Consider the following 14667-nt stretch of genomic DNA (forward strand, 5'->3'; position numbering starts at 1 on the left):
GGTCGATGGTTGTCTTGCGCCGTCCCTGAAGCGGCCGCTCCTCCGCGCCGCTCGGCCCGAGCCCCGAAGCTCCGGCCGTCCCCGTGCTCGGCCGATCCGCCTCTCGCGGACCCGGCCGCCCTCTCCCACCCCGCCTCGACCGGAGGACCCATGATCCTGCTCCGTCTCGCGTCCTCGTACGCGAAGCCCTACTCCCGGTCGATCGCGGCGGTCGTGGTGCTCCAGCTGATCGCGACCCTCGCGGCGCTCTACCTGCCGAGCCTCAACGCCGAGATCATCGACCAGGGCATCGGCCAGGGGGACACCGACTTCATCTGGGCCACCGGCATGACGATGCTCATGGTCTGCCTGGTCCAGGTCGCCGCGGCGATCGGCGGCGTCTACTTCGGTGCGCGCACCGCGATGGCCGTCGGCCGCGACCTGCGCCGCGACGTCTACCGCCGGGTCGACTCGCTGAGCGGGCTCGAGGTCGGCCGCTTCGGCACCGCCACCCTGATCACCCGCGGCACGAACGACGTGCAGCAGGTGCAGATGCTCGTGCTGATGACGCTCAACTTCATGGTCTCGACGCCGATCATGTGCATCGGCGGGATCGTCTTCGCCCTGCGCGAGGACGCCGGGCTCTCCTGGCTCGTCTGGGTCTCGGTGCCCGTGCTCTTCGTCGTCGTCGGCGTCCTGGTCTTCCTGCTGCTGCCGCTGTTCCGCCTGATGCAGGACCGCATCGACGGGATCAACGGGGTGCTGCGCGAGCAGATCACCGGCATCCGCGTGGTCCGCGCCTTCGTCCGCGAGCCGTTCGAGTCCGAGCGCTACCGCCGCTCGAACGAGGCGATCACCGAGGTGTCGATCAAGGTCGGCAACATCTTCGTGCTGATGTTCCCGGCGATCATGATGATCCTGCACCTCGCCACGGCCGCCGTGCTCTGGTTTGGCGGGCACCGGGTCGACGCGGGTCAGATGCAGATCGGCTCGCTGACCGCGTTCCTCCAGTACCTGCTGCAGATCCTCACCGCCGTGATGATGGGCGTCTTCATGGTGATGATGATCCCGCGCGCCGTGGTCTGCTCCGAGCGCATCCAGGAGGTCCTCGACACCCGGACCAGCCTCACCACGCCGACCGGCGGCGTCGAGGCGCCGACCGTCGGCCGCGTCGAGTTCTCCGGCGTGGTCTTCGGCTACCCCGGCGCCGAGCGCCCCGTGCTCTCGCAGCTCGACCTCGTCGCCGAGCCCGGCCGGACGACCGCGATCGTCGGCTCGACCGGCGCGGGCAAGACGACCCTGCTCGGCCTCGTGCCGCGGCTGTTCGACCCGCAGGAGGGCTCGGTCGCCATCGACGGCGTGCCCGTCTCCTCACTCGACCGCGCGCAGCTCGCGAAGGTCGTCGGGCTCGTCCCGCAGCGGCCGTACCTGTTCTCGGGCACCATCGCCTCCAACCTCCGCTTCGGCCGGCCCGATGCGACGGACGCCGAGCTCTGGGAGGCGCTGCGCATCGCCCAGGGCGAGGACTTCGTCCGCGCGAAGGAGCGCGGGCTCGACGAGCCGGTCTCGCAGGGTGGCACCAACGTCTCCGGCGGGCAGCGGCAGCGGCTCTGCATCGCTCGGGCGCTCGTCGCGAAGCCGCGCGTCTACCTCTTCGACGACTCCTTCTCGGCGCTCGACGTCGCGACCGATGCGCGCCTGCGGGAGTCCCTCGCCGAGGCGACCACCGACGCGACCGTGATCATCGTCGCCCAGCGCGTGTCGACCATCCGGAACGCCGACCAGATCGTCGTGCTCGACGCGGGCCGCATCGTCGGCCGCGGCACGCACGACGAGCTCGTCGAGACGAACGCGACCTACCGCGAGATCGTCGAATCCCAGCTGAGCGTGGAAGGGGTGGCCTGAGATGGCCCGCGCACGCGACACCGAGACCCAGGCGGCGCCGGTCGCCGAGACCTCCGAGCTCGAGCCCGAGTTCGAGCCCGGCGAGGGCGACGGCGGCATGTTCGGCGACGGCCCGCCCGCCCGGAAGGCGCAGAACTTCTGGCCCTCCGCCAAGCGGTTGTTCAGCCTGCTCGGGCCCGAGCGCGCCCGGATGATCCTCGTCGTCGCGCTCGTGTCCGCGTCGGTCGTGCTCACCGTCATCGCGCCGAAGATCCTCGGCCAGGCGATGGACACCATCTTCAACGGCGTGATCGGCTCGCAGCTGCCGGCCGGCGTCCCGCTCGAGCAGATCATCGCGCAGCAGCGGGCCGAGGGCAACGGCACCTTCGCCGACATGCTCTCCAAGACCGCGATCGTGCCCGGCGAGGGCATCGACTTCACCGTGCTCGGGCGACTGATCATCATCGTGCTGCTGATGTACGTCGTCGCGTCGGTGCTGATGTGGGCCCAGGGCTACATCCTCAACGGCCTCGTGATGCGGGTCGTCTTCGGCCTGCGCCAGGACATCGAGGCGAAGATCAACCGCCTCCCGCTGCGCTTCTTCGACACCCGGCAGCGCGGCGACGTGATGTCGCGGGTGACCAACGACGTGGACAACATCCAGACCGCGCTGCAGCAGGCCTTCTCGCAGCTCGTCCAGTCGGTGCTCACCATCATCGGCATCGCCGTGATGATGTTCATCGTCTCCTGGCAGCTCGCGCTGATCGCCCTGGTCTCGATCCCGCTGTCCGCCGTGATCGCCGGCGTCATCGGCGCCCGCTCGCAGAAGCTCTTCGCCGCGCAGTGGAAGAACACCGGCGCGCTGAACGGCCACATCGAGGAGACCTTCTCCGGCCTCGAGATCGTGCGCACCTTCGGCCGCGACCGCGAGATGCTCGAGGAGTTCGACCGCCGGAACGACGCGCTGTACTCGGCCTCGTTCGGCGCCCAGTTCGTCTCGGGCATGATCATGCCGGCGATGACCTTCGTGTCCTACCTCTCCTACGTGCTGATCGCGGTGGTCGGCGGACTGCGGGTCGCCTCGGGCCAGCTGACCCTCGGCGACGCGACCGCGTTCATCCAGTACTCGCGTGAGTTCACCCAGCCGGTGACCCAGCTCGCGAGCATGGCGAACATGCTGCAGTCGGGCGTCGCCTCGGCCGAGCGCACCTTCGAGCTGCTCGACGCGGACGAGCAGGAGCCGGAGACCGCGGTCGACTCGCTGCCCGAGCGCACCGACGGCCACGTCGAGTTCCAGGACGTCTCCTTCTCCTACGACCCGGAGCAGCCGCTGATCGAGGGACTGACCTTCTCGGCCCAGCCGGGCCAGACGGTCGCGATCGTCGGTCCGACCGGCGCCGGCAAGACCACGCTGGTCAACCTGGTGATGCGCTTCTACGAGCTCACGGGCGGGCGGATCCTGCTCGACGGCGTCGACATCACCCGGATCGGCCGCGGCGACCTGCGCTCGCGGGTCGGCATGGTGCTCCAGGACGCCTGGCTGTTCCAGGGCACGATCCGCGAGAACATCCGCTACGGCCGCCTCGACGCGACCGACGAGGAGATCGTCGACGCCGCGCGGGCGACGATGGTCGACCGCTTCGTGCAGCAGCTCCCCGACGGCTACGACACGGTGCTCGACGCCGAGGGCGGCAGCGTCTCGGCCGGTGAGCGCCAGCTGATCACGATCGCCCGCGCGTTCCTCGCCAACCCGTCGCTGCTCATCCTCGACGAGGCGACCTCCTCGGTCGACACCCGCACCGAGCTGCTCGTCCAGCACGCGATGGCGGCGCTGCGCACCGACCGCACCTCGTTCGTCATCGCGCACCGCCTCTCCACGATCCGGGACGCCGACACGATCCTGGTGATGGAGGCCGGCCGCATCGTCGAGCAGGGTGCTCACGAGGCGCTGCTCCAGCGCCGCGGCGCGTACTACGACCTCTACATGACCCAGTTCCGCGGGGGAGCCGAGGAGGGACAGGGCGAGAAGGCCGGTGCGACGCGCGCGGGCGGGGCCGAGTCCGCGCCGTAGGCGTGCCCCGTAGAGTAGGCGCGTGACCGACGCACGCCAGCAGCTCATCGAGTACATCGGCTCCGACGCCGTCTTCCACGGGGACTTCACCCTGACGAGCGGCAAGAAGGCGAGCTACTACGTCGACCTGCGCCGCGTCAGCCTCGACCACCGGGTCGCGCCGCTCATCGGCGACGTGATGCTCGACCTGATCGCCCCGATCGAGCGCGTCGACGCCGTCGGCGGTCTGACGATGGGCGCCGACCCGATCGCATCCGCGATCCTGCACCGCGGCGTCCTCCGCGGACTCGAGTACGACGCCTTCGTCGTGCGCAAGGCGCCCAAGGACCACGGCCGCGGCCGCCAGGTCGAGGGCCCGGACCTCGCAGGCAAGCGCGTCGTCGTCGTCGAGGACACCTCCACCACCGGCGGCTCCCCGCTCGCCGCGATCGAGGCCCTGCTGAAGGTCGGCGCCGAGATCGCCGGAGTCGCCGTCGTCGTCGACCGCGCGACCGGGGCCCGCGAGATCATCGAGGGCGCCGGCTACCCCTACTTCGCCGCGATCGGGCTGGCCGACCTCGGGCTGAGCTGATGGTGGACGACGACGGCCGCGAGCGCGGCGACCAGCCCGACGGCGGGCGTGACGAGCAGCCCGAGCGCCGCGCCGGCGGCAGCGAGTGGCTCCTCGAGCAGCTGAGCGGCGGCCGCCTGAAGAGCATCTTCGACGCCCCGCGCACCCCTGCGCCCGAGGCGGCACCCGCGAGCGAAGCCGCGACTGAGGCCGCGCCCGCCGAGGAGGAGCAGCCCGCGGAGACGCAGGACCCGACCGAGGCCGAGCAGGCCGCCGAGGACGAGCGCCCCCTCGACGCCGAGCAGGCCGTCGAGGTCGAGCAGGCCGTCGTCGAGCAGTCGGTGGACGTCGAGCGCCGCGCCGGTTCCGAACCGCCCGTCGGCACCGAGCAGGCCGACGAGACCGAGCCGCTCGACGAGACCGAGCGGGCCGACCGGCCTGAGCAGGCCGGCGAGACCGAGCAGGTCGCAGCTGCCGAGCGCCCCGTCGACGCCGAGCAGGCCGAGCAGTCCGTCGAGGTCGAGCGTCCCGTCGAGGTCGAGCGACCCGTCGAGCCCGAGCAGCGCGTCGATTCCGAGCAGCAGGCCGACGTCGAGCAGCCGGTCGATGCCGTGCGACCCGTCGAGACCGAGCCGGGCTCCGCTCCTGAGACCGTCGTCCGGCCGGACTCCGCGCCAGCACCGCTGAGCACGGACGCGGGGCTCACGGAGGACGACGCTCAGCCCGTGGAACCCGCGACCGATCCCGAGGCCGACGCCGCCTCCGCGCGCCGCGACATCTGGGCCGCCTTCACCGCGCCCCGGTCGAGGCCGGCAGCGGACGACTCGACCGCCTCGGAGTCCGCTCCCGAGCGAGCGGTCACGCCCTCTCCGCGCTTCCCGCTCGGCCCGGTGGTTCCGCAGTCGCCGGCCGCCCCGGGTCCCGTCACGGCTCCCGCGCCGGAGTCGCCCGTCGCGCCGGCCGAGCCCGCGCCCGCCGCGCCCGTCCTGCCCGCGACACCCCCGATCGACGATCTGCCGACCGCGCCTCCGGCGCTCCGCGAGCGAGGGCGCCGCTCCGAGGCTCGCCGCGACCGGCCCGAGGGTGCGACCGAGCCCGAGCCGCGCGAGCCCGCGGCGCCCACCGTGTACCAGTGGCCCGACCCCCGCGGCGGCTGGGACGCACCGCCGGTGTGGGAGGACGTCGTCGCCCCGCGCGACGAGCCCGAGGACGACGGCGGCGACGAGGAGCTCTGGCGCGAGACCGCCGGCGCCTACGCCTGGAACCTCGAGCCGGACGACGACGGCACCGCCTCCGGAGAGCCGACCGCCGAGCCGACCACCGGTGCCGAGGGGACGTCCGGCGAGGACGAGCCCGCCGCCCCGGCCGTCGCGCCGTTCAGCACTCCTGCCCGCGCGCACGTCAACGCCGCCAAGCGCTCGACCCGCAAGCCCCGCAGCGAGAGGCCCCGCGCCGAGAAGCCCCGTGGCGAGAGGCCCCGTGCCGAGAAGCCCGCGACGTCGCCGACCCCCGCTCCCGTCCCCTCCGTCACGAGCGTCGGCGCGCCCGGCCCCGACCGCGCCCGCAGCCGTCGGCGCCTGCTGATCGGCCTGATCGCCGTCGGCGTCGTGCTCCTGCTCGGCGCGATCCTCGCCATCGGGATCGCCGTCGGCTCGAACGGCGATCAGGAGGCGGCGCCGGCCCCGGCCGCGACGACCGCCGCTCCGTCCGAGCCGAGTGCGACGCCCACCAGCGCGCCCACCGCCGCCCTGCCCATCGTCGGCCCGCTGCCGGCCGGCAGCTACGCCTGGACCGCGCTGCTGGGCGGCGAGTGCCTGCAGCCGTTCGACACGGTCTGGGCCGAGCAGTTCACGGTCGTCGACTGCGCCACCGCCCACACCGGCGAGATGGTCGCGACCGGTGAGCTGACCGACGCGACCTTCCCGGGCCAGGACGCGCTCGCCGTCTCGGTCTCCTCGCTCTGCCAGGCGCAGGGCGTCGTCGACATCGCCGGTGCCGAGGCGTACGGCGACGTGCAGGTGTCCGCCTCCTTCCCGGTGACCCAGGAGCAGTGGGACGCCGGCGAGCGCAGCTACTACTGCTTCGTCGACCGCGCCGGCGGCGGCGACATGCTCGGCTCGGTCGACGGCACCCCGTCGGCCTAGGCCGGGCGGCGCGCGACGTGGACGAGGCCGGGCCCTCCGCCTCCCCCGAGGCGACGACGAACGGCGTGGGGCCGTGGGTCGGTCCGCGGCCCGACGACGACCGCCTCGACCCCGAGCTGCTCGAGCGCGGCGACTCCCGCAACGTGATCGACCGCTTCCGCTACTGGCGGATGGACGCGATCGTCGCCGAGCTCGACGCGACGCGGCACCCCTTCCACGTCGCCATCGAGAACTGGCAGCACGACATGAACATCGGCTCGATCGTGCGCAGCGCCAATGCGTTCGGCGCCGAGAGCGTGCACATCGTCGGCCGCCGGCGCTGGAACAAGCGTGGCGCGATGGTCACCGACCGCTACCAGCACGTGCAGCACCACGAGACCGTCGCCGACCTCGCCCGCTGGGCCGCGGCGGAGGACGTGCCCTTGCTCGCGATCGACAACGTGCCCGGCTGCGTGCCGATCGAGACATTCGCGCTGCCGGAGCGCTGCGTGCTGCTGTTCGGGCAGGAGGGGCCGGGCCTCTCGGAGGAGGCGATCGCCGCCTCCGTCGCCGTGCTCGAGATCTCGCAGTTCGGCTCGACCCGCTCGATCAACGCCTCGGCCGCCGCCGCCGTCGCGATGCACGCCTGGATCCTCCAGCACGTCCGCTTCTGACCAGCCGGGCGCCCCCCTCCCCCTCCCACACTCCAAAAGTTGCGGTACTCGCGCTCGACTACCGCAACTTCGGAGGAGTGGCAGCGGGGCCCGCCGACTGCTGCGCCGCGAGTACGCAGAAGTTGCGGTATTCGCGCGTCGCTCCCGCAACTTTTGAGGAGTGGGAGTGCCGTCTCCCGGGTGGTCCCCGGCGGGTCCGCAGAAGTTGCGGTACTCGCGTGCGACTACCGCAGCTTCTGGAGTGTGGGCAGTTCGGGTGGGAGGAGCGACGGGGCCGGGGCGGCGGTCAGAGGATCTGGTCGTCGGGCGGGAACTCGGTCTCGTACGGGTCGGTGGAGAGCAGCTCGTGCACGCCGGTCAGCACCTCGTCGGGGCGGAACGGGTAGCGGTCCATCTCGGCGCGGTCGCTGATGCCGGTGAGGACGAGGACGGTGTGCAGGCCGGCCTCGATGCCGGCGACGATGTCGGTGTCCATCCGGTCGCCGATCATGCCGGTGTTCTCGCTGTGCGCGCCGATCTTGTTCATCGCCGAGCGGAACATCATCGGGTTCGGCTTGCCGACCACGTACGGGTCCTTGCCGGTGGCCTTCGTGATCAGGGCGGCGATCGCGCCCGTCGCGGGCATGACGCCCTCGGCGCTCGGGCCGGTCGCGTCGGGGTTGGTCACGATGAAGCGGGCGCCGCCGACGATCAGGCGGATCGCCTTCGTGATCGCCTCGAAGCTGTAGTTGCGGGTCTCGCCGACGACGACGTAGTCGGGCGCTGTCTCGGTCATGATGAAGCCGGCCTCGTGCAGGGCCGTGGTGATGCCGGCCTCGCCGATCACGAAGGCGCTGCCGCCCGGCATCTGCGAGGCGCAGAAGTCGGCGGTCGCGAGGGCGCTCGTCCAGATCCGCTCCTCCGGGACGTGCAGCCCCGACGCCCGCAGCCTGGCCGCGAGATCGCGCGGGGTGAAGATCGAGTTGTTGGTGAGCACCAGGAACGGGGTGCCCGCGTCCGTCCACTCCTGGATGAGCTCGGGCGCGCCGGGGAGCGCCTGGTTCTCGTGCACCAGCACGCCGTCCATGTCCGTGAGCCAGGCCTCGACCTCGCTGCGCTTCGTCGCCATGGGGTCGATGCTATCGGCGCAGCCCGGACGGGGGAGTCGACGGGCTGCCCCGGAGCGGCACAGCGGGAGCGGGTTACCCTGAGGACATGAATGGCGAGAACCTGCTGGGCCCCGAACCGACCCTCCTCCCGGACGAGCCCGCGATCACCGCGGCCCTCGCCAAGCACGCGAACCCGGGAGCCGTCGAGTTCGCCGCGCTCGCGGCCGCCCACCCGCGCTCGCCGCTGGCCTGGGCCCTCCTCGCGGACAGCGTCTGGGGGATCGACGCCGCGCTGCCGTCCTACGCCTACGCGCGCGTCGGCTACCACCGTGGCCTCGACCTGCTCCGCACCGCCGGCTGGCGCGGCCAGGGCCCGATCCCGTGGCGCCACGGCCCCAACCGCGGCTTCCTCCTCGCGCTCTACGCGCTCCGCCGCGCCGCCGAGTCGATCGGTGAGACCGACGAGGTCGCCCGTCTCACCGGCTTCCTCGAGCAGGCCGACCCCGCCGCGATCCCCGAGATCGAGCGCTACCACGAGGACGCGCTGCCCCCTACGGCAGCGATCGTCATCCTCGGCGCCGACTGATCGCCGTCCGGCCGTGGCGCTCGCGGCGTTGTCGTCGGTCGCCGTAGCTCCGCTACGCCTCCCTCCTCCGCCTTGCGATCACCGCGACCGGACGACGATCAGGCCGAGGCGGTGCAGGGTTGCCACCCCCGCCGCATGCTGGTCGAGTAGGCCCGGAGGGGCGTATCGAGACCCGCCGTCGTTCGGTGGGTGGATCTCGATACGCCCTCTGCGAGGGCTACTCGATCAGCATGCAAGGGATCCGCTTCGCGGGCCGCTCGATCCGCATGAAAGGGACCCGCTGCGCGGGCCAATTGATCAGCAGGAAAGGGACCCGCTCCGCGGGCGGATCGATCAGCAGGTGGGCGCCCGCTCTGCGGGCTCCTCGGGCGTGCCGCTCGGTCAGCGAGACGAGCCGGCGTCCGCAGGCGCGGCGCGGCGGCGGAGGAGCAGGACCGTCGCGAGGGTCAGCAGGGCGCCCAGCGCCGCAGCGGCGGCGGTGACCAGGAAGCCGGACTGCGGGCCGAGGGCCTCGACGGCCAGGCCGCTCAGGGTGGAGCCGGCGGTGGCGCCGAGGGCGATGCCGGTCGGCGGCCAGGCGAGGGCCTCGGTGAGGCGGCTGCGCGGGGCGATCGACTCGACGAGGCTCGAGCCGGTGATCAGCAGCGGCGACGTCGCGAGGCCGGCGATGAACGCCAGCGCGATCAGCGCGGGCAGCGAGCCGGCCAGCACGACCACCGGCACGACCACTCCGAAGACGGCGCCCGCCACCAGGAACCTCGAGCGCGGACCGCCGGGCAGGCGCGCGGCACCCACGACCACTCCGGTCAGCACGCTGCCGATGCTGTACGCCGAGAGCAGCAGCCCCGAGGCGGCTCCCGCCCCGGACGCCTCCGCGGTCGCGATCGCCGCGACGTTGAACGAGCCGAAGACCCCGCCGATGGTCGCGAAGACCGCGACGATGCCGACGAGGCCGAGCGGCAGCCGCTCCCGTGCGGGCGACGCGGCCGAGCGCACCGGAGCGAGCGCCGGCTGCGTCCCCGTCTGCACGAGCAGTGCGACGCCGCCGGCCACGCCGATCCCGAGGCCGACCAGGACGCCGGCCGCCGGGTGCACGAGCGAGGCCAGCAGGGTGACGATCGGCGGCGCGACCACGAAGGCCGCCTCGTCCGCCACCGACTCGACGGAGTACGCGGTGTGCCGGAGCCCCGGGTCCGACGTCGCGGCGCTCCAGCGCGAGCGCACGGCCGAGCCGACGTCGAGGACGGCCGCACCGGCGAGGATGCCGAGCGCGAACCAGGTCCAGACAGGAGCGCCCAGCAGCACGGCGGCGACGAGCCCGAGCGAGGCGGCGACGAGGACCGGGAGCGACAGGGCGAGCGCCCGCCGCTGCCCCCAGCGGTCCATCACCCGCGACCAGAGCGGCCCGGTCACGGCGAGGGCGAGGGTCAGCGCGCCGGAGACCGCGCCGCCGAGCGCGTAGCTGCCCGACTGCGCCGACACGAGGACGAGCACCCCGATCGCGAGGCTGCCCTTGGGGAAGCGGCCGAGCCAGCCGGCCGAGGAGAAGGCGAGCGATCCCGGGAGGGCGAACGCCCGCGCGTACCTCCCGGTCGCACGGCTCAGAGCGGAGGTCGAGGTGGTCGTGGGGTCTGGCATGGTCGGATCCGATTCCGGTCGTTCCGACGGCGGAGACTGCTCCACTGGCTGGACGGACGACAGGACGAGCCTACGCGGGCGCTACCTCCGCGGGCACAATGGAGAGCGTGGATGCCGCTGCGCTCGAGTCCTTCCTCGCCGACCTGCCGGGAGCAGGCGCGAGCTTCCCCTTCGGCCCGGACATCCGGGTGTGGAAGGTCGAGGGCAAGGTCTTCGCGCTCGAGAGCGAGCGATTCGGCCGGCCCGTCGTCAGCGTCAAGGCGCTGCCCGAGAACGTCGTGCACCTCGTCGCGGGCGTCGACGGCATCGAGCCGGGCTACCACCTCAACAAGAAGCACTGGGTGACCGTCGACGCCGGCGGCCGGGTCGAGGAGGGCCTCGTGCAGGAGCTGCTGGCGGAGTCGCACGCGATCATCGTCGCGAAGCTGCCGCGCCGCCTCCGCCTCGCCCTCGACGGCACCGCCACCGGCTCCCTCAGCGAGGACGCCTGACCCGAGCCCGGCCCTCCCCGCGAGATGTCACTTGTGACGGACTTTCGCGGCGTGTCGCGCTCACAAGTGGCATCTCGCGGGGCGCGACGGGGCGCGCGACCTACAGGCCGTAGGAGCGGAGGTACGCCGCGGTGTCGTGCCAGCCCTCGACGGCGAAGGTCTCGACGCCCATCGCCTTGACGGGGTAGTCGTTGCCGTCGGGGTCGAGGCGGTCGCCGACGAAGATCATCTCGTCGAGGGGGATGCCGGTGAGCTCGGTGAGCTTGTTCATCCCGTAGGCCTTGTCGATGCCCTTGCGGGTGATGTCGACCGAGGTGGAGCCGCCGGAGCGGACCTCGAGGTCGGGCAGCACGGCCTGGACGGCCTCGCGGAGGGTGTTCTTCTTCTCGCCGGTCGGGTCCCAGGCCTGCTTCACCGGGACGGGAGCGGCCTGGCCGAGGGCGGAGAAGGTGATCTGCGAGTCGCGGTCCTCGAGGATCGGGCCCCAGGTCTCGGACTCCCAGTAGCCGAGCTCCTTGGCCTTCTCCTCGACGGCGGCCAGTGCGCGGGACTTCTCGTCCTCGGTGAGGTTCTCGGCGTAGATCTGCGCCCAGTCGCCGTTCTCGTAGCGGTAGTACTGCGTGCCGCAGGTGGGCATCAGGTGCAGCTTCGCCAGCACGGCGGGGTCGGCGCCCTCGAGGCGGTCGAGCACCTGCATCCGGAACTGGCCGATCTGGCCGCCGGAGATGATGCACACCTCGGTCGCCTGCAGCAGCTTGACGAAGAGGTCGGCCATCACCGGGTCCACGGGGGACTTCGAGGCGGCGAGGGTGTCGTCGAGGTCGAAGGCCATCAGGCGGGGCAGGGTGCTCATGGAACTCGTTTCACGGTCTGCGGACAGGGCGGTAGGGACGGGGTGGCGCGGCGCGCGCGGTATCGAGGATACGGGGCGGTGCAGCCGGAGCGCGGGAACTGCGGGCGCAGACTGGGGCGATGAGCCTCTCGCGCACGATCGCCCGCGTCCTCCTGGGCCTCGTGCTCGTGTTCGCGGGGACGGGGCACCTGACCTTCGCGCGGCGGTCCTTCCAGGCGCAGGTTCCGCCGTGGCTGCCGTTCGATGCGGACTTCGTCGTCCTGGCATCCGGTGTCGTCGAGATCGCGCTCGGGCTCGCGCTCCTGCTGCTGCGGCGCCGGCGGGTGCTGGTGGGGATCGTCGTCGCCGCCTTCTTCGTCGCGGTGTTCCCCGGGAACGTCTCGCAGCTCGTCACCCGGACTCCGGCCTTCGGCCTCGAGACCGACGCGGCCCGGGCGATCCGGCTGGTCTTCCAGCCGCTGCTCGTGCTCTGGGCGCTGTGGTCCACGGGCGTGCTCGCGGCCTGGAACGCCAGACGGCGCCGCCCTCGGGAGTGAGGGCGGCGCCGTCCGGTCGTGCGGGTGATGCTGGCGGCTACTCCGAGTGCGAGGCGGAGCGGCGGCGGCGGAGCACCGTCAGCGCGATGCCGGCGAGCAGCAGCAGGGCCGCGCCTCCTGCGTAGGAGGCCGCGTCGACGCCGGTGTTCGCGAGCGGTCCGGAGTGCGAGCCCCCGGCGACGGGGACGGGCGTGGCGGAGGGCAGCGGCACCGGGGTGGCCGTCGGCTGCTCGGTCGGCTCGGGCTGGCCGGGCGCGGGCTGGCCGGGCGCGGGCGTGCCGGGCGTGCCGGGCGTGCCGGGCTCGGCCGGGACCTCGGCCGCGACCGACGTCAGCGACCAGTTCTGGTCGAAGAAGTCCGCCTGGTCGATCACGCCGCGCGCGCTCGCCCAGTCGATCAGCAGCTGCCGGATCTCGAGCCGCTCGTCGTAGACGAGGGGAGCTGCGGCGACGGCCGGGTAGGCCCCGCCACCGCTCTGCCGGTAGTTGTTGACGGCCAGCACGAAGCGGTCGTCGTCCGCGACGGGGGTGCCGTCGAGCTGCGTCAGGTCGCGGATCCGCGAGCCGGCCGGCTGCGAGATGTCGATGACGTAGTCGAGCCCGGAGAGCGCGTCGTAGTTGTAGTCCGGGATGCCCGTGGGGCGGTCCGCGGTGATCGCGTTCGTGCCGGTGGCCGGGTCGAACGGAGCGCCCGGGGCGACCTGGTTGAAGTAGCGGGCCGAGTACTCGAGATAGTCGCGCACCTCCGCGCCCGTCATCTCGACGCCCCGGAGGGTGTTCTCGTAGATGTAGAGACCGGCGATGTCGCGGATGGTGACCTGCCCCTTCGGGAAGACCGCGGTGCGCGAGAACGGCGACGCCTGCGAGATGACCGGGACGTCGGCCCACTCCGTGCCCTCGAGCGCGGCGTCGACCGTCTCGGCCTGGACGTTGTTGATGAAGTCGATGATCGGGGTGTCCTCGTAGCGCGAGGTCTCGGCCGAGAGCTCCTCGAGCGACTCCGCCACGGGGGTGTTCACGTACTCGATCGTCGTCGCGTGTTGCTCGGCGAGGGCGTCGACCACGGCGGTCGACTCCTCGGCGATGTCGCGCGCGTAGACCGGGGTGACGACGGGCGCGCTGCCCTCGGTCCAGTCGACCTGCAGGTCACCCGCGGCGTCCTTCACCAGGTTCAGGGTCACCTCGGTGAGCCCCTGCGCCCAGAAGGACGGCTGGGTGACGAGGACCTGCTCGCCGGCGACGTTCGTGTAGAGCGTCTCGGGGACGTCCTGGTGGCTGTGGCCGGCGACGACCACGTCGATGCCGGGGACCTGCGTTGCGATGTTGTTGACGACGTCCTCGTTGAGGTCGGCCGGGTCGTACTCGGCGTCCGGGACGGTGCCCTGGCCGGTGTGCGCGAGGACGACGACCACGTCGGCCTCGGCCTGGACCTTCGGGACCCACTCCTTCGCGGTCTCGACCATGTCGCGGAACTCGAGCACGCCGTCGACGTACTGCTTGTCCCAGACGCGGACGCCCGGGGTGACCAGGCCGAGCACGCCGACCCGCACGGTCTCGCCGTCGATCTCGCGCTCGATCACGGTGTACGGCTTCTGGTAGGGATCGCCGGTCGCGACGTCGACGACGTTCGCGCCGAGCAGCGGGGCGTTCAGATCGCCCTCGTAGGCGCTGAGCATGTCGAGGCCGTAGTTGAACTCGTGGTTGCCGACGACCTGCGCGTCGTAGCCGATGGTGTTGAACGCGGTGGCCATCGGGTGCGTCGTCTCGCCCGAGAGGACGCCCGCGGCGCCGTCGCCGAGGCCGTAGTAGTAGGTCAGGGGCGTGCCCTGGATCGCATCACCGTTGTCGAAGACGAGGACGGAGTCGTCGCCCTTCTCGGCGCGGAGGCGGTCGACCTCGGTCGCGACGCGGGTGAGGCCCAGCGTGTCCTCGCCCTCGTAGGGCGCGTTCGCGAAGTAGTCCCAGTTGTAGACGTGCCCGTGCGTGTCGGTCGTCGACACCAGGGTGAGCTCGACGCCGTCGTCGAGGGGGGCCGCGCTCGCGAGGGGAGCGGCGGTGGCCGCCCCGAGCGCGACGACGGCGAGGAGGCTTGCGGCGCGGAGTGTGCGCATCGGTTTCCTGTTCGCGTGATCGGTGGAGTGTGAACGAGTTCGAATCTATGCGCCACGTGTGAACGCGTCGTTACGGGTTCGAGA

12 protein-coding genes are annotated in these 14667 nt (G+C 72.3%); 8 read left to right on the forward strand and 4 right to left on the reverse strand.

Features of this window, described 5'->3' with window-relative positions:
* The first annotated feature begins 150 nt into the window (after positions 1–150).
* From EDF36_RS19300 to EDF36_RS19320, 5 genes are read left to right on the forward strand one after another with little or no spacing between them, the layout of a single operon-like run.
* The gene (locus tag EDF36_RS19300; protein WP_123706016.1) at positions 151–1884 is read left to right on the forward strand and encodes an ABC transporter ATP-binding protein; all 1734 of its coding nucleotides are present in this window, start codon (positions 151–153) and stop codon (positions 1882–1884) included.
* Position 1885: 1 nt separating this feature from the next.
* Entirely contained in the window at positions 1886–3934 is a 2049-nt protein-coding gene (locus EDF36_RS19305; RefSeq protein ID WP_123734260.1) for an ABC transporter ATP-binding protein, read from the forward strand.
* Between the two features lie 22 nt (positions 3935–3956).
* Positions 3957–4505: an orotate phosphoribosyltransferase gene (pyrE, locus tag EDF36_RS19310; RefSeq protein ID WP_123447133.1), complete on the forward strand. Its 549-nt coding sequence runs from the start codon at positions 3957–3959 to the stop codon at positions 4503–4505.
* Entirely contained in the window at positions 4505–6628 is a 2124-nt protein-coding gene (locus EDF36_RS19315; RefSeq protein WP_148060106.1) for a septum formation family protein, read from the forward strand. The genes pyrE and EDF36_RS19315 overlap by 1 nt, the downstream gene beginning before the upstream one ends.
* A 17-nt stretch (positions 6629–6645) precedes the next feature.
* The gene (locus EDF36_RS19320) at positions 6646–7281 is read left to right on the forward strand and encodes a TrmH family RNA methyltransferase (protein ID WP_123734262.1); all 636 of its coding nucleotides are present in this window, start codon (positions 6646–6648) and stop codon (positions 7279–7281) included.
* Between the two features lie 286 nt (positions 7282–7567).
* On the opposite strand, the gene EDF36_RS19325 is transcribed toward EDF36_RS19320, so the two are convergent.
* Positions 7568–8389: an HAD-IIA family hydrolase gene (locus tag EDF36_RS19325; RefSeq protein ID WP_123447131.1), complete on the reverse strand. Its 822-nt coding sequence runs from the start codon at positions 8387–8389 to the stop codon at positions 7568–7570.
* Between the two features lie 86 nt (positions 8390–8475).
* Here EDF36_RS19325 and EDF36_RS19330 point away from each other — a divergent pair, with 86 nt between their 5' ends.
* Positions 8476–8955 (forward strand): DUF3151 domain-containing protein, encoded by a 480-nt coding sequence (locus tag EDF36_RS19330; protein WP_123706013.1) that lies wholly within the window; start codon positions 8476–8478, stop codon positions 8953–8955.
* Positions 8956–9336: 381 nt separating this feature from the next.
* Here EDF36_RS19330 and EDF36_RS19335 read toward each other — a convergent pair whose 3' ends face one another.
* Positions 9337–10593, reverse strand: coding sequence for an MFS transporter (locus EDF36_RS19335; protein ID WP_123734263.1), 1257 nt, complete (start codon positions 10591–10593; stop codon positions 9337–9339).
* Between the two features lie 107 nt (positions 10594–10700).
* On the opposite strand from EDF36_RS19335, the gene EDF36_RS19340 reads away from it, so the two are divergent.
* Positions 10701–11084 (forward strand): MmcQ/YjbR family DNA-binding protein, encoded by a 384-nt coding sequence (locus EDF36_RS19340; RefSeq protein ID WP_243840073.1) that lies wholly within the window; start codon positions 10701–10703, stop codon positions 11082–11084.
* A gap of 100 nt (positions 11085–11184) precedes the next feature.
* Here EDF36_RS19340 and EDF36_RS19345 read toward each other — a convergent pair whose 3' ends face one another.
* Positions 11185–11937, reverse strand: coding sequence for an HAD-IIB family hydrolase (locus EDF36_RS19345; protein ID WP_123706010.1), 753 nt, complete (start codon positions 11935–11937; stop codon positions 11185–11187).
* Between the two features lie 119 nt (positions 11938–12056).
* On the opposite strand from EDF36_RS19345, the gene EDF36_RS19350 reads away from it, so the two are divergent.
* Complete coding sequence (locus tag EDF36_RS19350; protein WP_123734265.1) at positions 12057–12473, forward strand: hypothetical protein; 417 nt, start codon at positions 12057–12059, stop codon at positions 12471–12473.
* 37 nt (positions 12474–12510) lie between these two features.
* Here EDF36_RS19350 and EDF36_RS19355 read toward each other — a convergent pair whose 3' ends face one another.
* The gene (locus EDF36_RS19355; protein ID WP_123734266.1) at positions 12511–14583 is read right to left on the reverse strand and encodes a bifunctional UDP-sugar hydrolase/5'-nucleotidase; all 2073 of its coding nucleotides are present in this window, start codon (positions 14581–14583) and stop codon (positions 12511–12513) included.
* Between the last annotated feature and the right edge of the window lie 84 nt (positions 14584–14667).

The sequence above is a fragment of the Rathayibacter sp. PhB152 genome (genome assembly GCF_003751395.1).
Classification (GTDB): domain Bacteria; phylum Actinomycetota; class Actinomycetes; order Actinomycetales; family Microbacteriaceae; genus Rathayibacter; species Rathayibacter festucae.

Bases quoted from the DNA above. Each gene is read 5' to 3' on its own strand.
- EDF36_RS19350 (WP_123734265.1), top strand. From the start codon at position 12,057: ATGAGCCTCTCGCGCACGATCGCCCGCGTCCTCCTGGGCCTCGTGCTC.
- EDF36_RS19315 (WP_148060106.1), top strand. From the start codon at position 4,505: ATGGTGGACGACGACGGCCGCGAGCGCGGCGACCAGCCCGACGGCGGG.
- EDF36_RS19300 (WP_123706016.1), top strand. From the start codon at position 151: ATGATCCTGCTCCGTCTCGCGTCCTCGTACGCGAAGCCCTACTCCCGG.
- EDF36_RS19325 (WP_123447131.1), bottom strand. From the start codon at position 8,389: ATGGCGACGAAGCGCAGCGAGGTCGAGGCCTGGCTCACGGACATGGAC.
- EDF36_RS19345 (WP_123706010.1), bottom strand. From the start codon at position 11,937: ATGAGCACCCTGCCCCGCCTGATGGCCTTCGACCTCGACGACACCCTC.
- EDF36_RS19330 (WP_123706013.1), top strand. From the start codon at position 8,476: ATGAATGGCGAGAACCTGCTGGGCCCCGAACCGACCCTCCTCCCGGAC.
- EDF36_RS19305 (WP_123734260.1), top strand. From the start codon at position 1,886: ATGGCCCGCGCACGCGACACCGAGACCCAGGCGGCGCCGGTCGCCGAG.
- EDF36_RS19335 (WP_123734263.1), bottom strand. From the start codon at position 10,593: ATGCCAGACCCCACGACCACCTCGACCTCCGCTCTGAGCCGTGCGACC.
- EDF36_RS19355 (WP_123734266.1), bottom strand. From the start codon at position 14,583: ATGCGCACACTCCGCGCCGCAAGCCTCCTCGCCGTCGTCGCGCTCGGG.